This is a genomic window from Nocardioides sp. CPCC 206347 (genome assembly GCF_048654605.1).
GTDB lineage: Bacteria > Actinomycetota > Actinomycetes > Propionibacteriales > Nocardioidaceae > Nocardioides.
Window position 1 is genome coordinate 214,553 of sequence record NZ_JBMCYZ010000006.1, and the last position, 23,541, is coordinate 238,093.

The window sequence follows — 23,541 nt, forward strand, 5'->3', positions numbered from 1 at the left end:
GTGACCGCTGAAGGAAACTCAACGGCACGCAGCACCACCCCGAATGCGCGGTTCCGTTGGGGCGTTCTCGGGTTGCTGCTGGGTGTGCTCGTCGCCGGACTCGGCATCGTGGGCTATCTCGTCCTCGACAAGGGCGCCGGCTCCAACCCCGCCAGCAAGCTGGACTCGCTGATCGACCCGGCGCCCGACCCGGCCAAGGGTCGTGAGCAGGCGCTGGCGGCCGCGCGTACGTTCGTCCAGCGCTTCAACACCTACGGCCCCGACATGCTGGAGAGCGACGGCACGATGCCGGAGTACGCCGCCGTCGGCGAGGTGATGACGTCCAAGTTCGCCAAGATCTTCAAGGACAACGCCGGCTACGCCGCGGAGGTCGTCAAGGACACCGGGATCGACCGCAAGGGCACGGTGTACGCCGTCGGGGTCGCCTCGATCGACGACGACTCCTCCGAGCTGCTGGTCGCCGGCATCGTCAACTTCTCCTACCCGGACCCGAAGGACAGCGGCGAGCGCATCGAGTTCGCGCCGCTGCGGTTCCGCTACCAGGTGTCCCTGGTGAAGACCGGCGGTGAGTGGCGCGTCGACGACCTCGACGACCTGGACGACGAGCTGCCCTCCTTCGGCGAGGCCTCCATCCCGCAGGGCCAGCCGTCGACGGACCCGTCTGCTGACCCCTCGACGGATCCGTCAGGCGATCCCAGTCCATCGGAATCCGGAGCGGGGGAGTAGCGATGAGCGTGAACAACTACGACCTGCTGAACGTCGACGAGTCGGCCACGGCTGACGAGATCCGCGCCGCCTGGAAGGTCGCGATCGCCGACCTCGACCCGAGCGACCGCCGGTTCCGTGCCTACAACGACGCGGCCGGTGTGCTGCTCGACGAGGACAAGCGGGCGTCGTACGACGCCGGGCTGGCCGAGGCCCGCCTCGAAGCCGAGGCCGAAGCCGAGGCCGAAGCCGAGGCCGGTGCGAAGGTCGACGATCCGGCCGAGCCGGCGCCTGCTGCCAAGAGCGAGAAGGCTGACGAGCCCGACAAGACCGACGAGCCCGACAAGACCGACGAGCCCGCGAAGCCGGCCGCCGAGCCGCGCGCTTCGTCGGAGGGTCCTGGCAGGTCGACGCTGATCGGTGTCGGCGTGGCGGCGGCGCTGGCCGTGCTGCTGGCCATCGGGACGTTCACCCTGCCCGGCGTCCGTGCCGACGAGTCCCCCAAGGACGTCGCCGAGCGCAGCCAGGCCCAGGACAAGGCCACCCTGGCGGTCGAGAGCGCCGCCGAGCAGATGGTCACCCCGGTGCTGTCGTACAACCACAAGACGATGGACGAGGACCTCGCGCGCCTCAAGGGCTTCCTCACGCCCCGGATGGCCGAGAAGCAGTCCGCCGCCTGGCCGGAGCTGACCAAGGAAGCCCAGGCGCAGGAGATCGTGGTCGAGGCGACCCCGACGGGCACCGCCCTGACCCGGGTGGATCCGGCCGGGAAGCGCGCCACGGTCGTCGTCTTCATCGACCAGTACGTCGAGAAGAAGGCAGCCGAGCCGTTCGTGCTGCACATGTGGGCCACGATGTCCCTGGTGCGCGAGGGTGGCGACGACGGTCGCTGGCTGCTCGACGACCTGTGCACCGACGACTCCTGCGGCTGATCCCACCTCACTTGTTTGTCCGCCTGTTGCAGGCGTACGACGGCGGGGACGCTTGACGATCGGGCGCTCGCGAAGCATGATCGGCGCACCGGTTTCCCGTGCACGCTGGCGGTGGCCGCTCCTCGACTGTGTGAAGTTGCGCAGCCGGTATTGTTGAGCGCTCCCAATTCGTGTACCGTGGGTCCTTGCGCCTGCCCTCAGATGCGCTTCGGCCTGCCCGGTGGCCGTTGTGTGGTGGGACGGCGTAATCGAAGAGTCGAACCGTCGAAGGACAACTCTTGGCCGCGCGCACCACCCCCGGTAAGTCCCGCATCTCTTTCGCGAAGATCTCGGAGCCGCTGGCACTTCCGCAGCTTCTTTCTTTGCAGACCGACAGCTTCGACTGGCTGATCGGCAACGAGGCCCACAAGGCTCGGATCGAGGCCCGCCGTGCTGGCGGCGAGGACGCCTCCGACAAGTCTGGACTCGAGGAGATCTTCGAGGAGATCTCCCCGATCGAGGACTTCTCCGAGACGATGTCCCTCTCGTTCGAGAACCCGGTCTTCTACGACCCCAAGTACACGGTCGACGAGTGCAAGGAGAAGGACCTCACCTACTCCGCCCCGCTCTACGTCTCCGCCGAGTTCACCAACAACGAAACCGGTGAGATCAAGGGCCAGACGGTCTTCATGGGCGACTTCCCGCTCATGACGCCCAAGGGCACCTTCGTGATCAACGGCACCGAGCGTGTCGTCGTCTCGCAGCTGGTCCGTTCGCCCGGTGTCTACTTCGAGCGCACGGCCGACAAGACGTCCGACAAGGACATCTACACCGCCAAGCTCATCCCGAGCCGTGGCGCCTGGCTCGAGTTCGAGATCGACAAGCGCGACATGGTCGGCGTACGCCTGGACCGCAAGCGCAAGCAGAACGTCACCGTGCTGCTCAAGGCCCTGCAGGCCGTCGCCGAGGACACCGGCGAGGAGTACGACTACGAGGCCGTCATGGCCGACCTGCGCAGCTTCGAGTCGATCCAGCTGACCGAGGAGAAGGACAACACGTCCGGACCCGACGACGCGCTGCTCGACATCTACCGCAAGCTCCGTCCCGGCGAACCGCCGACGCGTGAGGCCGCGCTGACGCTGTTGAAGAACTACTACTTCAACCCCAAGCGTTACGACCTGGCGAAGGTTGGTCGCTACAAGATCAACAAGAAGCTGGGCCAGGAGCTGGCGTTCGACCAGCAGACGATGACGATCTCCGACATGGTCGCGACGATCCGCTACATCGTGGCGCTGCACGACGGTCGCGCCGACATGGCGTCGGCCCAGGGCACGCTGGAGATCAGCTCCGACGACATCGACCACTTCGGCAACCGCCGCATGCGCACCGTGGGCGAGCTGATCCAGAACCAGCTCCGCACCGGTCTGGCGCGCATGGAGCGTGTGGTCCGTGAGCGGATGACGACCCAGGACGTCGAGGCCATCACGCCGCAGTCCCTGATCAACATCCGTCCCGTGGTCGCGGCGCTGAAGGAGTTCTTCGGAACCTCGCAGCTCTCGCAGTTCATGGACCAGACCAACCCGATCGCCGGCCTGACGCACAAGCGTCGCCTGTCCGCGCTCGGCCCGGGTGGTCTGTCCCGTGACCGCGCCGGCATGGAGGTCCGTGACGTCCACCCGTCGCACTACGGCCGCATGTGCCCGATCGAGACCCCTGAAGGCCCGAACATCGGTCTGATCGGTTCGCTCGCCTCCTACGGACGGATCAACCCGTTCGGCTTCGTGGAGACGCCGTACCGCAAGGTCGAGAACGGCAAGGTCACCGACAAGATCGACTACCTCACCGCCGACGACGAGGACCGCTACGTCATCGCGCAGGCCAACGCTGCGCTCGACAAGAACGGTCGATTCGCCGAGGAGCGCGTGCTGGTTCGCCAGCGCCGTGGTGAGGTCTCCGAGGTCCTGGCCGACGACGTCGACTACATGGACGTCTCGCCTCGCCAGATGGTGTCGGTCGCGACCGCGTTGATCCCGTTCCTCGAGCACGACGACGCCAACCGCGCGCTCATGGGCGCCAACATGCAGCGTCAGGCCGTTCCGCTGATCCGCAGCGACAGCCCGATCGTCGGAACCGGCATCGAGTTCCGTGCCGCTGTGGACGCCGGCGACGTCGTCGTCGCCACCGCTGCCGGTGTCGTGAAGTCGGTCTCGGCCGACCTCGTCGAGACCATGAACGACGACGGCTCGTACTCCTCGTACCGCCTCGCCAAGTTCAAGCGCTCCAACCAGGGCACCTGCATCAACCAGCGCCCGCTGGTCGAGGTGGGCGACCGCCTCGAGGTCGGCTCGCCGATCGCTGACGGTCCCTGCACGGACAACGCGGAGATGGCCCTCGGCACCAACCTGCTCGTGGCGTTCATGCCGTGGGAAGGCCACAACTACGAGGACGCGATCATCCTCAGCCAGCGCCTGGTGCAGGAAGACGTCCTCACCTCGATCCACATCGAGGAGCACGAGGTCGACGCCCGCGACACCAAGCTCGGGCCGGAGGAGATCACCCGCGACATCCCCAACATCAGCGAGGAAATGCTTGCTGACCTCGACGAGCGGGGCATCATCCGCATCGGCGCCGAGGTCCGCGACGGCGACCTCCTGGTCGGCAAGGTCACGCCCAAGGGCGAGACCGAGCTGACCCCGGAGGAGCGGCTGCTCCGCGCGATCTTCGGTGAGAAGGCGCGCGAGGTGCGCGACACCTCGATGAAGGTTCCGCACGGCGAGACCGGCACGGTCATCGGCGTTCGGGTCTTCGACCGCGAAGAGGGCGACGAGCTGCCGCCGGGCGTCAACCAGCTGGTTCGGGTCTACGTCGCGCAGAAGCGCAAGATCTCGGTGGGTGACAAGCTCGCCGGCCGTCACGGCAACAAGGGTGTCATCGCGAAGATCCTGCCGATCGAGGACATGCCGTTCATGGAGGACGGCACCCCGGTCGACGTCGTGCTGAACCCCCTCGGTGTCCCGCGACGGATGAACATCGGCCAGATCCTCGAGCTCCACCTCGGCTGGCTCGGCAAGCAGGGTTGGGACATCAACCTGTCCGGTGACCCGGAGAACGCCGACTGGAAGCAGCGGCTCATCTCGATCGGTGTCGACAAGACCGGCCCGAACACGAAGGTCGCCACGCCGGTCTTCGACGGTGCCCGTGAGGACGAGATCATCGGCCTCCTCGGTGCCACCACGCTCAACCGTGACGGCAAGCGCCTGATCGACGAGACGGGCAAGGCCAGCCTCTTCGACGGTCGCTCCGGCGAGCCGTACAAGGAGCCGGTGTCGGTGGGCTACATGTACATCCTCAAGCTCCACCACCTGGTCGACGACAAGATCCACGCTCGCTCCACGGGCCCCTACTCGATGATCACGCAGCAGCCCCTGGGCGGTAAGGCCCAGTTCGGTGGCCAGCGGTTCGGCGAGATGGAGGTCTGGGCAATGGAGGCGTACGGCGCCGCCTACGCCCTGCAGGAGCTGCTCACGATCAAGTCCGACGACGTGCCGGGCCGCGTGAAGGTGTACGAAGCCATCGTGAAGGGCGAGAACATCCCCGACTCCGGTATCCCCGAGTCGTTCAAGGTTCTCGTCAAGGAGATGCAGTCGCTCTGCCTCAACGTGGAGGTGCTGTCGCAGGACGGCTCCACCATCTCGTTGAAGGACGCCGAGGAAGACGTCTTCCGCGCGGCCGAAGAGCTCGGCATCGACCTTTCCCGTCGCGAGCCCAGCTCCGTCGAAGAAGTCTGAGTCATCGGTACGGCGGCCGGACCCGGCCGCCGTACCCCCTCAGTCCTCCCAGCCTCATTTGCACCAGAACTAACGAAGGACAGCAGCCATCGTGCTCGACGTGAACTTCTTCGACCAGCTCAAGATCGGCCTGGCCACCGCGGACGACATCCGTACGTGGAGCCACGGCGAGGTCAAGAAGCCGGAGACCATCAACTACCGCACGCTCAAGCCCGAGCGTGACGGCCTCTTCTGTGAAAAGATCTTCGGTCCCACCCGGGACTGGGAGTGCTACTGCGGCAAGTACAAGCGCGTGCGCTTCAAGGGCATCATCTGTGAGCGCTGCGGCGTCGAGGTGACCCGTTCCAAGGTTCGCCGCGAGCGGATGGGCCACATCGAGCTCGCCGCCCCGGTCACCCACATCTGGTACTTCAAGGGTGTGCCGAGCCGCCTGGGCTACCTGCTCGACCTGGCTCCGAAGGACCTCGAGAAGGTCATCTACTTCGCGGCCTACATGATCACCTCGGTCGACGAGGACGCGCGCCACAAGGACCTGCCTGACCTGGAGACCAAGATCGGTCTGCAGCGCCAGAACATCGAGAAGCGTCGCGACTCGGGTCTCGAGGACCGCACCAAGAAGCTCGAAGAGGACATTGCTGCCCTCGAGGCCGAGGGTGCCAAGGCCGACCAGCGCCGCAAGGTGCGTGACGGTGCCGAGCGCGAGCTCAAGCAGCTCCGTGACCGCGCCCAGCGCGAGCTGGACCGCCTCGACGAGGTCTGGAGCACGTTCAAGACCCTCAAGGTGCAGGACCTCATGGGTGACGAGGTCCTCTACCGCGAGATGAAGAACTGGTTCGGCAAGTACTTCGAGGGCCACATGGGCGCCACGGCGATCCAGAAGCGCCTGCAGAGCTTCGACATCGAGGCCGAGGTCGAGTCGCTGCGCGAGACCATCGCCACCGGCAAGGGCCAGCGCAAGGTTCGCGCGCTCAAGCGCCTCAAGGTCGTCGACGCGTTCCGCAAGACCGGCAACAAGCCTGAGGGCATGGTCCTCGACGCCGTTCCGGTCATCCCGCCGGACCTGCGCCCGATGGTGCAGCTCGACGGTGGTCGCTTCGCGACCTCCGACCTCAACGACCTCTACCGTCGCGTCATCAACCGGAACAACCGCCTCAAGCGGCTCCTGGACCTCGGCGCGCCGGAGATCATCGTCAACAACGAGAAGCGGATGCTCCAGGAGGCCGTCGACTCGCTGTTCGACAACGGTCGCCGTGGGCGTCCCGTCACCGGCCCGGGCAACCGGCCGCTGAAGTCGCTGTCCGACATGCTCAAGGGCAAGCAGGGTCGTTTCCGTCAGAACCTGCTCGGAAAGCGCGTCGACTACTCGGGCCGTTCGGTCATCGTGTCGGGTCCGCAGCTCAAGCTGCACCAGTGCGGTCTGCCCAAGCAGATGGCGCTCGAGCTCTTCAAGCCCTTCGTCATGAAGCGGCTCGTGGACCTCTCGCACGCGCAGAACATCAAGTCCGCCAAGCGGATGGTCGAGCGCGGCCGCCCGGTCGTGTGGGACGTCCTCGAAGAGGTCATCACCGAGCACCCCGTGCTGCTGAACCGTGCGCCCACGCTGCACCGTCTCGGCATCCAGGCGTTCGAGCCCCAGCTGATCGAGGGCAAGGCCATCCAGATCCACCCGCTCGTCTGCACCGCGTTCAACGCGGACTTCGACGGCGACCAGATGGCGGTGCACCTGCCGCTGTCGGCCGAGGCCCAGGCCGAGGCGCGGATCCTGATGCTCTCGACCAACAACATCCTGAAGCCGTCGGACGGCCGTCCGGTGACCATGCCTACCCAGGACATGATCATCGGCCTGTTCTTCATGACGACCGAGCGTCCCGGTTCCGTGGGCGAAGGCCGGGTGTTCTCCTCGCAGGCCGAGGCGATCATGGCCTACGACCGCAACGAGATCGCGCTGCAGAGCATGATCCGGATCCGTCTCACCGACGGTGTGGAGCCGGGCGAGCGCGTCCTGCTCGAGACCACGCTGGGCCGCACGCTCTTCAACGACACGCTGCCGGCCGACTACCCGTACGTGAACGAGGAGGTTGGCAAGAAGCGCCTCGGCTCGATCGTCAACGACCTCGCCGAGCGCTACGGCAAGGTCGAGGTGGCTGCCTCGCTGGACGCCCTGAAGGACACCGGCTTCCACTGGGCGACCCGCTCCGGAGTGACCGTCTCGATCGACGACGTCGTGACGCCGGACAACAAGATCGAGATCCTGTCGGTCTTCGAGGAGAAGGCCGCAAAGATCCAGACGCAGTTCGAGCGCGGTCTGGTGACCGACGACGAGCGTCGTCAGGAGCTCATCGAGATCTGGACCGAGGCCGGCAAGAAGGTCGGAGACGCGATGGAGGACGCCTTCAAGTCCCAGCCGTCGAACCCGATCTACATGCAGGTCTACTCGGGCGCATCCGGTAACTTCAACCAGATCCGCCAGGTCGGTGCCATGCGTGGTCTGGTGGCCAACCCGAAGGGCGAGATCATCCCGCGCCCGATCAAGGCCAACTTCCGCGAGGGCCTGTCGGTCCTGGAGTACTTCATCTCCACGCACGGTGCCCGCAAGGGTCTTGCCGACACCGCGCTGCGGACGGCCGACTCGGGTTACCTCACGCGTCGTCTGGTCGACGTGTCGCAGGACGTCATCATCCGTGAGGACGACTGTGGCACCGAGCGTGGTCTGCCGAAGACCATCGGTGTGCGCAACGAGGACGGCGTGGTCGTCAAGGACGACAACGCCGAAACCGCTGCCTACGCCCGGAGCGCGGCCACCGAGATCGCCCACCCGACCACCGGCGAGGTCCTCGCCGCGGCCGGCGACGACCTGGGTGACGTCAAGATCGCCGAGCTGATCGCGGCCGGCGTCGAGACCGTCGTGGTTCGCTCGGTCCTGACGTGTGACGCCAAGACCGGTACCTGCGCCAAGTGCTACGGCCGTTCGCTGGCCACCGGCAAGCTCGTCGACATCGGAGAGGCCGTCGGCATCATCGCGGCCCAGTCGATCGGTGAGCCCGGCACGCAGCTGACGATGCGTACCTTCCACACCGGTGGTGTGGCCTCGGCCAGCGACATCACGCAGGGTCTTCCCCGCGTCGTCGAGCTGTTCGAAGCGCGTACCCCCAAGGGTGTCACCCACATCTCCGAGGCCGCCGGCCGTGTGGAGATCGAGGACACCGACAAGACCCGCAAGGTCCTGGTCACCCCCGATGACGGCGCCGACGTCATCGAGTACGTCGTGAGCCGTCGCTCGCGCCTGCTCGTTGCCGATGGCGACCACATCGAGGTCGGCCAGCCCCTCACGGTCGGTACGCCTGACCCGAAGGAGGTGCTCCGCATCCTCGGCGTTCGCCGTACGCAGCAGCACCTCGTCGACGAGGTCCAGGAGGTCTACCGGAGCCAGGGTGTGTCGATCCACGACAAGCACATCGAGATCATCGTGCGGCAGATGCTGCGCCGGGTCACGGTGCTCGAGTCGGGCGAGACCAACCTGCTCCCCTCGGACCTGGTGGACCGCGCGAAGTTCGAGACCGAGAACCGTCGCGTCGTCTCCGAGGGCGGCAAGCCGGCCTCGGGTCGTCCGGAGCTGATGGGGATCACGAAGGCGTCGCTCGCGACCGAGTCGTGGCTGTCGGCGGCCTCCTTCCAGGAGACCACCCGGGTGCTCACCGACGCCGCGATCAACGGCCGCTCCGACAGCCTGCGTGGCCTGAAGGAGAACGTGATCATCGGAAAGCTGATCCCGGCCGGTACCGGTCTGGAGCGCTACCGCAACATCCGTGTCGAGCCGACCGAGGAGGCGCGCGCCGCGGCGTACGCCGTCACGGGCTACGAGTCGTACGACTACGAGTTCGGCAACGCCGGGGGCCAGGCTGTCGCCCTCGACGACTTCGACTTTGGTTCCTACCAGAGCTGATCGCACCAGCATCGAGGCCCTTCCGAGTTCGCTCGGGAGGGCCTCGTGCCGTTTTCCGGGGTTTCGGTTGTGCCGGGTTGGGCGCCTTCGGCGCCTGCCGACACACCGGCTCCTAAGCCGGAGACGGTGTGTCGTCCTGCGCCGAAGGCGCCCAGGTGCCCGGTTAGCATCACCTGATGCCTTTGCCCTCGGAGATCACGGACTTCACTTCGCCGCCGGCGCCGTCGGGCGCGGATCCGTGGGTGGATGGGGCGGCTCCGGAGACCGGCATCTCCCTGGCGTCGTACGACGACCGGTGGCCGGGTGACTTCGAGCGGCTCGCCGCGCTGGTCCGTGGGGCGCTCGGGTGGCGGGCGCTGCAGGTCGAGCATGTCGGGTCGACGTCCGTGGTCGGTCTTCCTGCGAAGCCGATCATCGACGTGGACCTCGTCGTGGCGGACCCGGCGCGCGAGGCGGACTACGTGCCGGCACTGGTGGCTGCGGGCTTCGTGCTGCGGGTGCGCGAGCCGTGGTCGTGGGAGCACCGGATGCTGCGGCACCAGGACCCGTTCTGCAACCTGCACGTCTTCGGTCCGGCGGCCCCCGAGCCGGTCCGGCACCGGTTGTTCCGGGACTGGTTGCGGGGCAATCCTGACGACCTCGCTCGCTATCGCGATGCCAAGACCGCGGCGGCCGCGGCGGCGAACGCTGCGGGCGAGCACACCATGCAGTACAACGCCAGGAAGCAGGACGTGATCCGCGAGATCTACGACCGTGCCTTCCGTGCGGCCGGCCTGCTGGACGCCTGACGGACCCGTGGGGCCCGGTGCCGCCGGCTCCTGAGACAATCGGGGGGTGAGCGACAACACCCCGATGAGCACCGACGTCCTCGTCGTGGGCGCCGGCCCGGCCGGATCGGCTGCGGCCGCCTGGGCCGCTCGTTCGGGTGCCGACGTCCTCCTCGCGGACGCCGCGATCTTCCCGCGCGACAAGACCTGCGGCGACGGCCTGACGCCGCGCGCGATCGGCGAGCTGGACCGGCTCGGCCTGCGCGACTGGGTGCGCTCGCACACCGTCAACCAGGGCCTGCGGGCACACGGCTTCGGCCAGACCCTGCACCTTCCGTGGCCGGGCGGCAACCTCCCCGACTGGGGGAGCGCGGTGGCCCGCACCGAGCTCGACGACCACCTGCGCACCACGGCCCTGAAGTCCGGTGCCACTGCCCTGGACGGCGCCCGCGCGGTCGACGTACGCATGGACGGGGACCGGGTTGCTGCGGTCGTGTTTCGAGGCTCGCAAGCTCGCACCTCAACAACCGACAACACCTTCGAGGTCGCCTGCAAGCGCCTCGTGGTCGCTGACGGCGTGCGCTCGCCCCTCGGCAAGGTCCTGGGCCGTGAATGGCACCGCGACACGGTCTACGGCGTCGCGGGACGCGCGTACGTGACGTCGACCCGCTCCGACGACCCGTGGATCAGCTCGCACCTGGAGCTCCGTGGCGAGCAGGACGAGATCCTGTCCGGCTACGGCTGGATCTTCCCGCTCGGCAAGGAGAGCGGCGAGGTGAACCTCGGCGCCGGCACCCTGGCCACCGCCAAGCGCCCGACCGACGTGGCGATCAAGCCGCTGATGAAGCTGTACGCCGACCGCCTCCGTCAGGAGTTCGGACTCGGCGAGGAGCTGCGCGCCCCGACGTCGGCCCTGCTGCCGATGGGTGGCGCGGTGTCGAACGTCGCCGGTCGCAACTGGGCCCTGATCGGCGACGCCGCCGCCTGCGTGAACCCGCTCAACGGTGAAGGCATCGACTACGGCCTCGAGACCGGCCGGGTGATCGCCGACCTGCTGGCCGACACGCCCGACATCGACCTCAGCCAGGCCTGGCCGGCGCTGCTGCGTGAGCACTACGGCGAGTCCTTCTCCGTCGCGCGCCGTCTCGCGGGCCTGGTGACCGTCCCACGCCTGCTCCCCGCGCTCGGCCCGATCGGGATGCGCTCGGACCTGCTGATGACCCTGGCGCTGCGCTGGATGGGCAACCTGGTGACCGACGAGGACCGCGACCGTTCCGCGCGTGTCTGGCGTTGGGCCGGCCGTCGTTCGCTCGCCCGCGACGCACGTCCCCCCTTCTCCTGAGCGCGAGTTGGGGTTTGTCACCCCCGAGTTGTGCGTTGTCGACGCCTCGGCGGTGACAAACCCCAAGTCGGCGGTGACAAACCCCAAGTCGGCGGTGGCTAGGGTGGTGGACATGGGTCAGCGGGTGCAACGGTTGGCGGCCTACGCCGTGATCGTCCGCGACGACCAGATCCTGCTCTCGCGGCTCTCGGAGAAGGTCACCACGAAGGAGCTCTGGTCGTTGCCCGGTGGCGGCGTCGACCACGGCGAGGACCCACGGGACGCAGTGGTCCGCGAGGTCTACGAGGAGACCGGGTTGCGGGCCGAGGTCGACCTCACCGCGCACGTCTTCTCCCTGCACGTCGCCGACTCCTGGCGCCGCGGTCGCCGCGTCGACGCCCACTCGGTGCGGATCGTCTACGAAGGCTGGGTGCCGGCGGACTCGCCGAAGCCCCGGGTCACCGAGGTCGACGGCTCGACCGCCGAGGCGGCATGGAAGCCGATCGCCGAGGTGCTGGACGGCACCGTGCCGACGGTCGGGCTCGTGAACGAAGCCCTGTCGTCGTACCGGATCAGGCAGCGGCAGCGCGCCGCCGCCTACGCCTACGTCGTCCGCGACGGCGCGATCCTGTTGACCCGTACGTCCGACCTCGCGCCCGATCCGGGGACCTGGCACCTGCCCGGTGGCGGGATCGACCACGGCGAGACGCCGAGCGACACCGTGCGTCGCGAGCTGTGGGAGGAGTGCGGGCTCGAGGGTGAGGCGGACGACCTGCTGACGGTGCTCGACCACCACTTCACGGGTACGGCGCCCAACGGTCGCGCCGAGGACTTCCACGCGATCGGGATCATCTACCGCGCCACGGTCGGCGCCGGGGAGCCCCGGGTCGTCGAACAGGGCGGTACGACGGACGCGGTGGCCTGGGTGCCGCTGGCCGACATCGAGGCCGGGACGTTGAAGGTCTACGGATCGGTACGTGCGGCGATCGCCGCCGCAGGCGACGCCTGACCTGCTAGCGTCGCGGCTCTCGGGTGCCCCTTGGGGAGGGGATCGGAGATCTTTGTGCGGTTCATCAGTCGGGCCCTGCTCGTCGTCGTCCTCGGTTGTGCGACCTCGTTGGCGGCCCTGGCCGGCCCAGCGACCGCTGCCCCCTCGATCACGATCGGGTCGCTGACGGTGCTCCCGCAGGCCGGCGGCGAGGTGGTCCTGTGGGGCCAGGCGCCGATCGACGCCATGCCCCAGGTGGTCCAGGGACGGCTGTCGGGCCAGGAGTGGCGACCGGTGACGGCCACCGTCACGACCGACGGGACCACCTGGTTCGCCACTGTCCCGCTGACCACTGCCCCCTACGACCGCGGCGGATATTTCTACCTGCGGGCGCTCCGGCCGGCCGCCGGGGACCGGTCGGCCGTCACCTCGGACCCGTTCGGCTTCTTCGTGCTCGGGCCGGGCAACCCGCCGTTCACGACGGTCACCCTGCCGACCGTCACGGGCAGCCACACCGTCGGCTCCGTGTTGCGGGCCAGTGTCGGTGCCTGGACGCCCACGCCGGCCAGTGTCGGGTTCCGGTGGAACCGCGACGGCGTCTGGACCGGCGCCAGCGGGTCGTCGTACACGGTCAGGGCCGAGGACCTGGGCCGTCGCCTGACGGCGACGGCCATCGGGTTCCCGCCGTCGGCGACCACACCGACCTACCGCGACAGCCGTCCCACCGGGCAGGTGGTGCCGGGCACGTTCTCGGGGCCGCCTCCGGAGATCGTCGGCCGGGCTGCCGTCGGAGCGGAGCTGCACGTCGAGTTCGCGGGCTGGAGCCCGGCGCCCACCTCGACGACCTACCAGTGGCGCCGCAACGGCCAGCCCATCACCGGTGCCACCGCGAGCACGTACGTCGTCGCGGGGGACGACGCGGCGCGGGCGCTGACGGTCGCCGTCCACGCCGAGGCGCCCGGCGTCGCGGCTGCTGACGTGGTCAGTGCGGCGCTGCCCGTGCCGGCCGTGACGCAACCCCGGACCACGTTCGCCGAACTGATGGTGCCTGCCTCCGACAGCCCGTGGCCGACGACACAGGTCCGGCACACCGCGGGGCTCGTCGCGCCCGCCTGGGGCACCACGGTCCGGACCCGTTGGGACGCGCCGGGCGCGTTCACCCACTCCCTGACGCCCAAGCCGGCCTTCACCGTGGCCAGCATCGCCTACTCACAGGACTGGGCCAGGGCGAGCACCGGGGCGGAGTATCCCGGTACGAACGCGTCGGTCAAGAACGCCGACGTCAGCTTCACCGTCACCGCCAAGCGCTTCGCGATCGCCTACCAGGGCACCCGCACGATGGACGCGATGGTGTGGATCGACGGGCGACCCGTCGCCGCGCAGCCGATCCCCAGCCAGAGCCCGACCACGGGGTACGCACCCAACTGGATCACCATCGAGCTGCCCGAGCGGAAGACCGTCACCGTCCGCTTCGCCGGTCCCTTGGTCTTCACCGGCGTCGATGCTCCCGCCGCCGACAACGTGGTGGTCAGGGCAGCCACGCCGCCCCTGACCGTGGGGGTGCTGTCGGACTCCTTCTTCGACCTCTGCGCCGAGGCTCTCTGCCACAGCCGGGCCGCCGCGCCGATGCTGGGCACCCGGACCGGCTTCCGGGTGTGGAACCTGGCCGAGGCCGGCACCGGCTACCTGTCGCCCTCCTCCAGTCCGACGTACGGGGAGTACCAACCCGGCGTCTTCGGTTCGGCGCGACGGCTGGACGCGATCGCGCGGGCGCCCATCGACGTGCTGCTGGTGAACGGGTCGATCAACGACGCGTCCGCGCCGTCGTACTCGGCGACGGCACACGCGGAGGCCGTCAACAGGTTCCTCACCGATGTCGCACGGATCCGCCCGGACCTCCCGGTCGTGCTCGTGGGCATCGAGCCGCTGGGGATCTGGCAGACGCCCTACTGGGATGCCCGGGCCCGCGCGATGACGGCGAACCTCGCCGCCACGGTGGGCCGCCACCAGAACGTCGTCGGGTTCATCGATCCCTACACCGACCGGTGGTTCACCGGCACGGGTTCGATCGTGAACCCGAAGGGTGACGGCAACCAGGACCGCTACATCGGTACCGACGGCGTGCACCCCGCTGCGGCCGGCGTCGCCTACTTCGTCGACCGGATCGTCGCGGAGCTGGGGCCGATGTCGTTCCCGCGCCCGGGCTGAGATGCCCTACCGTGCACAGGTGAACTTCGAGAACCTCCACCACCGCGAAGAGATCTTCACCTACGCCGCGCCGGCGCTGAAGTTCGGCCGCGGCGCCGCCGCCGAGATCGGGTACGACGTCCGCGGCTGGGGCGCGAAGCGGGTCCTGCTGGTGACGGATCCGGGGGTGGCCGCTGCCGGACACCCCGACACCGTGGCCGAGTCGCTGCGTGGCCACGGCCTCGAAGTCGTCATCTTCGACGGGGCCCGGGTGGAGCCGACCGACGTGTCGCTCGAGGAGGCCGTGGCGTTCGCCCGCTCCGAGGGGCCGTTCGACGCGGTCGTGGCGGTGGGCGGCGGGTCCGCGATCGACACGGCGAAGGCGGTCGCGCTTCTCGTCACGAACCCCGGCGAGCTGATGGACTACGTCAACGCCCCCGTCGGCAAGGCCCGCGCGCCCGAGCAGCCGGTGCTGCCGCTGGTGGCCGTGCCCACGACGACCGGCACCGGCAGCGAGTCCACCACGATCTGCGTGATGGACGTGCTGGCGCTGAAGGTGAAGACCGGGATCAGCCATGCGGCGCTGCGCCCGAAGCTCGCGGTCGTCGACCCGACGTTCTCCGCCACGCAGCCGGCCGGCGTCGTCGCGGCGGCAGGGATGGACATCCTGTGCCACGCGCTCGAGAGCTACACCGCCCGCTGGTACGGCGACTTCGAGGCCAAGCGGCCCGAGCTGCGGGTGCCCTACTGCGGGTCCAACCCGATCGCGGACCTGTGGTCCGAACGGGCGCTGGGCTTGTTGGCCACGGCGTTCCGGGCCGCCGTACGACGGGACCTGGAAGGTGCGGACGCGGCCGGTGCCGCCGACCAGATGGCCCTCGCCGCGACCTTCGCAGGCCTGGGGTTCGGCAACGCCGGAGTCCACATCCCGCACGCCAACGCCTACCCGATCGCTGGTCGGGTGCGGGACTTCCGGCCGGCGGACTACCCGGACCACGAGCCGATGGTGCCGCACGGGATGGCCGTCTCGCTGACCGCTCCCGAGGCCTTCCGCTTCACGTTCGACGCGGCGCCGGAGCGTCACCTGCGGGCGGCGCGGCTGCTCGACCCGGCCGCCGAGGGCAACGGCCCCGAGGTGCTCCCGGCCGTCCTCGCCCGCCTGATGCAGGACATCGGGATCCCCAACGGACTGGCCGAGGTGGGCTACGGGGAGGGCGACGTCGACAACCTGGTGGACGGTGCCCTGCAGCAGCAGCGCCTGCTCGCGACCGCCCCCAAGGACGTCACCGGCGAGGACTTGGCCGGCATCATCCGGTCCTCCCTGTCGCACTGGTGAGGCTCTGAGGGGCTCGCCCCTCTACGATCGGTGGGTGAACCCGCGCCACCGTCGACTCATCATTCCGGCCGCGCTGGTGATCCTGTTGCTGATCGTGGTGCTGGCGGCGTTGTGAGCAGCACGACCGAGTCCCTCGAGAGCGGGCTGGCCCGGGTCGCGGAGGACCTGCTGTCCGAGCGCCTGATCCGGGCGGTCGGTTCGGGACGCCGTCGTACGGCGGTGCCGCCGTGGCGCCGCGTCGAGCTGCGCTGGGTGGACCTCAAGGCCGGCCGCAGCCTCCAGATCGTGCGGTACGACGCCACGCAGGCCCACACCGCGAACCACCTCGCCGGCGAGGCCGCCCGCTCCGCGGTGATCACCCTGCTGGCGGAGCCCTTCGGCAACTGGACCGTCGAGACCACCGAGCACGAGCTGACCCTGCGCGTCACGAAGAAGGGCGACGCCGCCCTGCACGAGCGGGCCTCGACCGCCGACACGGTGGACCACAGCCACGACCGCGCCAAGGAGCGGATGCTCCCGGCCGACGACCCGGTCTTCGCGGCGCTCGGGATGACCGACGGGCAGGGCCGGATCAAGCCCAGCCGGATGGCGAAGTACCGCCAGGTCGAGGACTTCCTGCGGATCCTGGATCGCTCGGTCGCCGATGCCCGCGCGAAGGGGCACCTCCGCAAGCCGAACGAGGAGAAGCCGCTGCACGTCGTCGACCTCGGCTGCGGCAACGGCTACCTCACCTTCGCCGCGCACCGCATGCTGTCGGGCCGCAGCGGCCTGCCGGTCCGGTTGACCGGCGTCGACGTGAAGGAACAGTCCCGCGACCACAACGCGTCGGTCGCCGCCAGGCTCGGCATCGACGCGGAGTTCGTCGCCGGCACCATCGGGGACGTGGAGCTCATGACGCCGCCCGATGTCGTGCTCGCGCTGCATGCCTGCGACAACGCCACCGACGACGCCCTCGCGCGGGCCGTCGCCTGGCAGGCGCCGCTCGTGCTCGCCGCACCCTGCTGCCACCACGACATCGCGGCCCAGCTCCGTCGTACGCCCGCCCCGGCGCCGTACTCCGCCTTGGTCCGCGACGGCATCCTGCGCGAACGGTTCGCCGACACCCTCACCGACGCGCTGCGGTCGCTGCTGCTGCGCCAGCACGGCTACCGGGTCGACGTGATGGAGTTCGTCGACAGCCAGCACACCCCGCGCAACACCCTGCTGCGGGCGATCCGCACGGGCGATGCGAAGAGCAAGGGCTCCGCCGTCGAGGAGTACGACGACCTGGTGGCCACCTGGGCGATCCAGCCGCGCCTCGGCGAGCTGCTCGGGCACGGCCCCGCGCACGAGGGCTGACCCGCATGGAGAAGTTGCTGCTCCTCCTGCTGCCCGTGCCCTTCGGCATCGGCTTCCTGACGCCGGGCGCGGCGAGCGAGCCCGTGCCGGGGACCGTCGTGTTCAGCTACACCGATCCCGCCATCGTCGAGTCGAGCGGACTGGTCGCGCGTGACGACCTGGTGGTGACCGTCAACGACTCGGGCGACAGCAACCGGATCTTCACGGTCGACCCCGCCACGGGCGACACCGTCGGTGTCACGCGCTGGCAGGGTGATGCCCGCGACATCGAGGCGCTGGCCCCCGTCGGCGACGGCGAGGTCTACGTCGGCGACATCGGTGACAACGAGGCCAAGCGCGACGAGATCGAGATCGCCCGGGTGCCGTTCGGCCGCGGCGACCAGGAGGTCGACGCGGCGACGTACGACCTGGTCTATCCCGACGGCCCGCACGACGCGGAGTCGTTGCTGGTGCACCCGAGGACCGGGCAGGTGTTCGTGGTGGCCAAGGAGTTCATCGGCCGCCTCTATGCCGCTCCGGAGGACCTGGCGGAGAAGGGTCGCAACGAGCTGACCGCGGTCGACGAGGTCCTCGGCATCGCCACCGACGGGGCGTTCTTCCCCGACGGCGAGCACCTGGTGCTCCGCAACTACGGGCAGGCCGCGGTCTACACGTGGCCCGACCTCGACCGGGTCGCCATGGTCGACCTGCCGCCGCAACAGCAGGGCGAGGGGATCGCCGTCACCGAGTCCGGCGAGGTGCTGATCGGCTCGGAGGGTGCGCACTCCGAGGTGCTCCGGGTGGAGGTGCCGATCGAGGAGTCGACCGAGGAGCCGACCGACGGATCGCCTGCGCCCACCCCGTCACCTGACTCGGGTGAAGCCGTTCCGGTGACGGCCGCCGAGGACCGCTCGCTGTGGCCGTGGGCGCTCGGCGGCGTTGCTGGGGTGGCGATCATCGCGGTCCTGCTCCGGTCCCTGCGGCCACGGTCATGAGCGAGTACACCTTCACCGCCGTCCTGTGGCGCTGGGCCGCGAAGGACGAGGAGAAGAGCGGTGCCTGGTTCTTCGTCAGCCTGCCGTTCGACGCCTCCGATGCGATCGAGGCAGAGACCGTGCCGGGCAAGGGTTTCGGGAGCGTGAAGGTCGAGGTGACCATCGGTTCGACCACGTGGCGGACCTCGGTGTTCCCGAGCGCGGAGGAGAAGACGTACGTGCTGCCGATCAAGAAGGCGGTACGGGTGGCCGAGGGCCTCGATGAGGGCGGTCCGTGCCGCGTGTCGCTGCGGATGGCCTGACCGAGGTCGCGAAGGTGTGAGCTCCCATCGGCTCGACCGACCGTTGAGTGTGAATTCGGGTGATCGGCGCGATTCGCGTCAACCAGGTTGACGCAAACCGCGCCGATCACTCAATACAGACACCTCGGCGCGGCGCGATCCCATGCACGGCGACATGTCCGCGGCGCCTCATTGGGGAATTCTCGATCAACCAGGTTCATCAGATGTTCCCCAATCACGTGAAGCGCGCTCCGCCGAGCACTGTCAGCAGCGGGACGCGCGGCACGCAGTTGCGTGGCCGATCTGCGGCAACATCCTCGCCACGCCGATCCCTGCCGGAAATGCACGCTCCTCGACCTGCGACGCGGGCGTGGTGGTCGGGCCTGCGTGGCACCCTGACGTCATGGAGATCGAGGTCGTCGAGGGTGACATCGCCCAGCAGCAGGTCGATGCGGTCGTCAACGCCGCCAACCGAGCGATGCGCGGGGGCGGCGGGGTGGACGGCGCGATCCACCGAGCGGCTGGGCCTGAGCTTCTCGAGGACTGCAAGCGTCGTTTCCCGAAGGGCCTGGCCACCGGCGATGCCGGCTGGACGACGGCGGGGCGGATGCCGGCCCGGTGGGTGATCCACGTCGTCGGGCCGAACCGCAACGCGGGGCAGACCGACCGGTCGCTGCTCACGTCCTGCTACCGCCGGGCACTCGAGGTCGCCGACGAGCTGGGAGCCCGGTCGATCGCGTTCCCGCTGATCAGCGCAGGCGTCTACGGCTGGCCCAAGGAGGACGCCGTCGACGCCGCACTGGAGACGCTGCGTGGCACGCCCGCGCAGGTGGAGAGGGCGACGCTCGTGGCGTTCGGGCGGGCGTCGTACGACCTGATCGTCAGTCGGCTCTGAGGCACGACCGGGACCAAGGTCCCGATTCTGGTGACCGATCGTCACTCCTGAGTGGCCGGCGTCGTTGTCCAGCTACCGAACCCCCGGTACCGCTGAAAGGAGACGACCATGCCGTTCGAGCTCACCTCCGCGTTCCTCCTGATGGTCCTCGCGTGCTTCTGCGCCGTCTCCTTGCTGCGGTCGGGCACGCGGGTCCAGGTCGTCGGCCCGGATGTCGAGGAGTGGCGCTCCGCCGCCCTCGAGCACTTCCACCAGCACAAGGACCTCGAGCGCACCGTCGCCCAGGTCCTGGCCACCCCGGGTGCCGTCTCCGGACGGGCCCGTTCCGAGCTCGTCGCCGCGGTGGGACTGCGCGTCGACACCTTCGCCTGAGGCCGCAAAAGAGGCTGCGACAGGCTCGGCCAGCTGAAAAACGAACTTCGGGTCATCTCCGCGTGGGGGAGATGACCCGAAGCTCGGTTTTCAGTCGTTCGTCAGAGCTGGCCCACGACGTAGTCGATGGACGCGGTGAGCAGCTCGATGTCCGAGGCGTCGATCGCGGGGTACATCGCGATGCGGAGCTGGTTGCGGCCCAGCTTGCGGTAGGGCTCGGTGTCGACGATGCCGTTGGCGCGCAGCGCCTTGGCGATCGCGGAGGCGTCGATGGTGTCGTCGAAGTCGATCGTGCCGATCACGAGCGAACGGTCCTCGGCGTTGGGGACGTAAGGCGTCGTGTACGACGTCTTCTCGGCCCAGCCGTAGAGCGCGTCCGAGGACGCCGTGGTCCGCTCGACCATGCCCTTGAGGCTGCCGTTGGCGTTCATCCAGTCCAGCTGCTCGGCCATCAGGAAGAAGGTCGCGATGGACGGGGTGTTGTAGGTCTGGTTGAGGCGCGAGTTCTCGACCGCGGTCTGCAGGTCGAAGAACGCCGGGATGAACCGGTCGGAGGCCTTGATCTCCTCGACGCGCGCCAGCGCCTTCGGCGACATGATCGCGAACCAGATGCCGCCGTCCGAGGCGAAGCACTTCTGCGGCGCGAAGTAGTAGACGTCGACCTCGTTCAGGTCGACCGGCAGGCCACCGGCGCCCGACGTGGCGTCGATCAGGACCAGCGCGTCGTCGGCGATGCCTGCGGGGCGGATGACCGGCGCCATCACGGCGGTCGAGGTCTCGTTGTGCGCCCAGCCGTAGACGTCGATGCCGTCCTCGGCCACCGCGACGGGACGCGAGCCCGGGTCGGCCTTGATGAGCGAGGGGGCCTGGAGCCAGGGTGCGTCGGCAGCCGCCTTGGCGAACTTCGAGGAGAACTCGCCGAAGGTCAGGTGCTGCGACTTCTCGCGGATCAGGCCGAAGGTGGCGATGTCCCAGAACGCGGTCGCGCCGCCGTTGCCGAAGACGACCTCGTAGCCCTCGGGCAGGTCGAAGAAGGTGCCGAGGCCGTCGCGCACGCGGCCGACGGTGTCCTTCACGGCTGCCTGGCGGTGCGAGGTGCCCATCAGGGAGGTGCCGGTCGCCGCAAGGGCGTCGAGGGCCGCGGGGGCGACCTTCGAGGGGCCGGCGCCGAAGCGGCCGTCCACGGGCTTGATGTCGGCGGGGATCACGATCGCGTCAGTCACGGGTTCAACCTTCTCATCGGAGTGAGCGGAGGGGCAGGCTGACGACGCTGTCAGAGATGCCTCCAGTGTGACAGCCGCATCACATCGGTGATAAATCGTTGTCCCTCATGGACCTCGAACTGCGCGCCGTCGGCTACGACCATCCCGATGCGGTCGCACTCGTCGCGCGGGTCCAGCTGGAGTACACCGAGCGCTACGGCTCACCGGACGGCGGACACGCCGACCCGCGGGAGTTCGACGCCCCGGACGGCCTCTTCCTCGTCGGGTACGACGACCGCCGGACGCCGGTCGTCACCGGCGCCTGGCGGCGGTCCCCCGAGCAGGCCCTCGGCGGGACCAGCGCGGTGGAGCTGAAGCGGATGTACGTGGTGCCCGAGGCCCGCGGCCGCGGCTTCGCCCGGGCGATCCTCGCGGAGCTCGAGCGGACCGCCTCTGAGGCGGGTGCCGATCTCGTCGTCCTCGGGACCGGGCTGATGCAGCCCGAGGCGATCGCGCTCTACCTCAGCGCGGGCTACCAGGAGATCCCGGTGTTCGGGTTCTACGCAGGCCACGAGCTGGCCCGCTCCTACGGCAAGCGGATCTGACCCGGTCCGGACTCAGGTGACGTCGCGGCGTCGTACCAGCGCGAGGCTGAGGACCGCGGCGAGCACGATGTAGATCACCACCGTGATCGCTGCCTGGCCGGCAGGGACGGTGTCGAGGACACCGGGCGTGCCGTCGCCGGACCCGACGCCGACGATCGAACCGATCAGGGATCCGGCGGACGTGCCCGGCATGAACCCGGTCAGGGTCTCGACCCAGCCCAGCAGCTGCCCGACGCCGCGCAACAGGTTCTCGATGACCAGCGCCCACACCAGGCCGAGGCCGACCGAGAGGGCCGGTCCGCGGGCCACGGTGCCGAGCGCGAAGCCGAGCACGGCCCACATCTCCAGGACCAGGAAGCCGGCGCCGAACGCCTCGGCGACCGAGCCGAACGACGGCATCACGACGTCCTGCGACTCGCTGGCCGTGATCACCAGCGAGATCCCCAGGTCGAAGCCGAGGGTGACCACGAGGGTGCCCAGGACGATGGCGGTCAGCGCGGTGACCGAGCCGATCACGGCCGGACCGCGTCGCACGCCCTGGGAGAACAGGGTCTTCCAGGTGCCCCAGCCGTAGCCGTTGCCGGCCACGAGCGCACCGAGCACCATCATCAGCGCACCGCCGAACATGGGCATGCCCTGGAGGAACACGTCGGGTACGGCGTCCGGCAGCATCCGCGCGAGCTGCTCGGCCTGCGTGGTGCCCTCGTCGGCGAAGCCGGCGTCGCCGCTCGTGTACGAGAGGTACGTGAACAGGTAGCCGAACATCATGCTCAGGGCGAGCCAGGCGCCCAGCGTGATCCACACGGCCGGCCACGCACGCAGCCGCATCAGCTCCGCGCGGGTGCTGTGCAGGGTCGCCGCCAGCAGGCCCGTCGCTGCGGGCCGGGTGGTTGTCGTCGTACTCATGACACGTGCTCCTTGCTGGTGTGGCCGCGGGTGGTCATCTCGAAGAAGACCTCTTCGAGGCTGCGCTCGGCGGCGGTGATCTCGTGGACGTCGGCGCCCGCCTGGACCAGCGCCCGCGTCACTGCGGGGGCCTGGTCGGGGGAGAGGGTGAGCAGCAGGGCGCCGTCGTCGGTACGACGCACGCCGTCGTCACCGGCGAGCCGCATCGCGACCGCCAGCGCGTCCGCCTCCGGGGTCGCCCGGACCCGCAGCGAGATGCCGCCGCGGAGGTCGGCGACGGTGGACTCGCGCAGCAGGCAGCCCCCGTTGATGACACCGACGCGGTGGCAGATCTCCTGCACCTCGGCCAGCAGGTGGCTGGAGAGGAGCACCGTCTGGCCGCCGCGGGCGAGCTCGACGATGAGGGCCCGCATGTCGGCCATGCCGGCCGGGTCGAGGCCGTTGGTCGGCTCGTCGAGGATGATCAGCTCGGGGTCGCCCATCAGCGCGGAGGCGACGCCGAGGCGCTGCTTCATGCCGAGCGAGTAGCCCTTGAACCTGTCCTCGCCGCGGTCGACCAGGTCGACCCGCTCGAGCACGCGCTCGACCTCGATGTCGTCCAGGCCGCGCTGGCGGGCGAGCACCCGCAGGTTGGCGCGGCCGGAGAGGTACGGGTAGAAGCCGGGGCCCTCGATCAGCGCACCCACGGAGGTCGCGGCATGCGGCTTGTCGGAGGGGCGGCCCAGGATGGTGGCCGATCCGGACGTGGGCCGGATCAGGCCGAGCATCATCCGCAGCGTGGTCGTCTTGCCGGCCCCGTTCGGGCCGAGGAAGCCGTAGACCTCGCCGCGCTGCACGGTCATGCTGACCCCGTCGACGGCAAGACGGTCGCCGTACCGCTTGGTCAGCGCGTCGGTGGTGACCACCGGGTTCTGGTTCTCGGTCGTTGTTGGCATGGCTCCACCCTGCGGCGCGGAAACCGTTCGCGCGTCCGCTGGCAGGCGGTCGCTGCGTACGCAGTTCTGCGTACGACGACGCTGCCT

Annotated in this window: 18 protein-coding genes; 15 read left to right on the forward strand and 3 right to left on the reverse strand. The window is 69.3% G+C overall.

The features are described 5' to 3' along the window. From ACOACQ_RS20390 to ACOACQ_RS20455, 14 genes are all read left to right on the forward strand, one after another. The gene (locus ACOACQ_RS20390; protein ID WP_378603573.1) at window positions 1-726 is read left to right on the forward strand and encodes a hypothetical protein; all 726 of its coding nucleotides are present in this window, start codon (window positions 1-3) and stop codon (window positions 724-726) included. A 2-nt stretch (window positions 727-728) separates the two neighbouring features. Further along, a complete protein-coding gene (locus ACOACQ_RS20395; protein ID WP_420289163.1) occupies window positions 729-1,637 on the forward strand; it encodes a hypothetical protein in 909 nt (302 codons plus the stop codon). Between the two features lie 278 nt (window positions 1,638-1,915). Then, on the forward strand, window positions 1,916-5,404 hold the full coding sequence (gene rpoB, locus ACOACQ_RS20400) for a DNA-directed RNA polymerase subunit beta (protein WP_378603582.1): 3,489 nt from the start codon (window positions 1,916-1,918) through the stop codon (window positions 5,402-5,404). Window positions 5,405-5,495: 91 nt separating this feature from the next. Then, complete coding sequence (locus tag ACOACQ_RS20405; protein WP_378603585.1) at window positions 5,496-9,347, forward strand: DNA-directed RNA polymerase subunit beta'; 3,852 nt, start codon at window positions 5,496-5,498, stop codon at window positions 9,345-9,347. 176 nt (window positions 9,348-9,523) lie between these two features. Beyond that, the gene (locus tag ACOACQ_RS20410) at window positions 9,524-10,135 is read left to right on the forward strand and encodes a GrpB family protein (RefSeq protein ID WP_378603588.1); all 612 of its coding nucleotides are present in this window, start codon (window positions 9,524-9,526) and stop codon (window positions 10,133-10,135) included. A gap of 46 nt (window positions 10,136-10,181) precedes the next feature. After that, entirely contained in the window at window positions 10,182-11,456 is a 1,275-nt protein-coding gene (locus ACOACQ_RS20415; RefSeq protein WP_378603591.1) for a geranylgeranyl reductase family protein, read from the forward strand. Window positions 11,457-11,568: 112 nt separating this feature from the next. Then, window positions 11,569-12,444, forward strand: a complete 876-nt coding sequence (locus ACOACQ_RS20420) for an NUDIX domain-containing protein (protein WP_420289164.1) — start codon at window positions 11,569-11,571, stop codon at window positions 12,442-12,444. 54 nt (window positions 12,445-12,498) lie between these two features. Next, complete coding sequence (locus ACOACQ_RS20425) at window positions 12,499-14,631, forward strand: hypothetical protein (protein ID WP_420289165.1); 2,133 nt, start codon at window positions 12,499-12,501, stop codon at window positions 14,629-14,631. Window positions 14,632-14,650: 19 nt separating this feature from the next. Then, window positions 14,651-15,946 carry a hydroxyacid-oxoacid transhydrogenase gene (locus ACOACQ_RS20430; RefSeq protein WP_420289166.1) on the forward strand — a complete coding sequence of 432 codons (1,296 nt, stop codon included), beginning with the start codon at window positions 14,651-14,653 and terminating at the stop codon, window positions 15,944-15,946. A gap of 111 nt (window positions 15,947-16,057) precedes the next feature. Next, window positions 16,058-17,284 (forward strand): class I SAM-dependent methyltransferase, encoded by a 1,227-nt coding sequence (locus ACOACQ_RS20435; RefSeq protein WP_420289167.1) that lies wholly within the window; start codon window positions 16,058-16,060, stop codon window positions 17,282-17,284. Window positions 17,285-17,289: 5 nt separating this feature from the next. After that, on the forward strand, window positions 17,290-18,258 hold the full coding sequence (locus ACOACQ_RS20440; RefSeq protein ID WP_420289168.1) for a hypothetical protein: 969 nt from the start codon (window positions 17,290-17,292) through the stop codon (window positions 18,256-18,258). Further along, entirely contained in the window at window positions 18,255-18,560 is a 306-nt protein-coding gene (locus ACOACQ_RS20445) for a DUF1905 domain-containing protein (RefSeq protein ID WP_420289169.1), read from the forward strand. The genes ACOACQ_RS20440 and ACOACQ_RS20445 overlap by 4 nt, the downstream gene beginning before the upstream one ends. Window positions 18,561-18,942: 382 nt before the next feature. After that, window positions 18,943-19,434 carry an O-acetyl-ADP-ribose deacetylase gene (locus ACOACQ_RS20450; protein WP_420289170.1) on the forward strand — a complete coding sequence of 164 codons (492 nt, stop codon included), beginning with the start codon at window positions 18,943-18,945 and terminating at the stop codon, window positions 19,432-19,434. A gap of 108 nt (window positions 19,435-19,542) precedes the next feature. After that, window positions 19,543-19,806 (forward strand): hypothetical protein, encoded by a 264-nt coding sequence (locus ACOACQ_RS20455; RefSeq protein ID WP_420289171.1) that lies wholly within the window; start codon window positions 19,543-19,545, stop codon window positions 19,804-19,806. Between the two features lie 101 nt (window positions 19,807-19,907). Here ACOACQ_RS20455 and serC read toward each other — a convergent pair whose 3' ends face one another. Continuing rightward, window positions 19,908-21,029, reverse strand: a complete 1,122-nt coding sequence (gene serC, locus ACOACQ_RS20460) for a phosphoserine transaminase (protein ID WP_378599547.1) — start codon at window positions 21,027-21,029, stop codon at window positions 19,908-19,910. 107 nt (window positions 21,030-21,136) lie between these two features. On the opposite strand from serC, the gene ACOACQ_RS20465 reads away from it, so the two are divergent. Beyond that, complete coding sequence (locus ACOACQ_RS20465) at window positions 21,137-21,613, forward strand: GNAT family N-acetyltransferase (protein WP_378599549.1); 477 nt, start codon at window positions 21,137-21,139, stop codon at window positions 21,611-21,613. Window positions 21,614-21,625: 12 nt separating this feature from the next. Here ACOACQ_RS20465 and ACOACQ_RS20470 read toward each other — a convergent pair whose 3' ends face one another. Both ACOACQ_RS20470 and ACOACQ_RS20475 read right to left on the reverse strand, forming a co-directional pair. Next, the gene (locus ACOACQ_RS20470) at window positions 21,626-22,519 is read right to left on the reverse strand and encodes an ABC transporter permease subunit (protein ID WP_420289172.1); all 894 of its coding nucleotides are present in this window, start codon (window positions 22,517-22,519) and stop codon (window positions 21,626-21,628) included. Further along, the gene (locus ACOACQ_RS20475) at window positions 22,516-23,454 is read right to left on the reverse strand and encodes an ABC transporter ATP-binding protein (protein ID WP_378599555.1); all 939 of its coding nucleotides are present in this window, start codon (window positions 23,452-23,454) and stop codon (window positions 22,516-22,518) included. Before ACOACQ_RS20475 ends, ACOACQ_RS20470 begins: the two co-directional genes overlap by 4 nt. Window positions 23,455-23,541 lie beyond the last annotated feature (87 nt).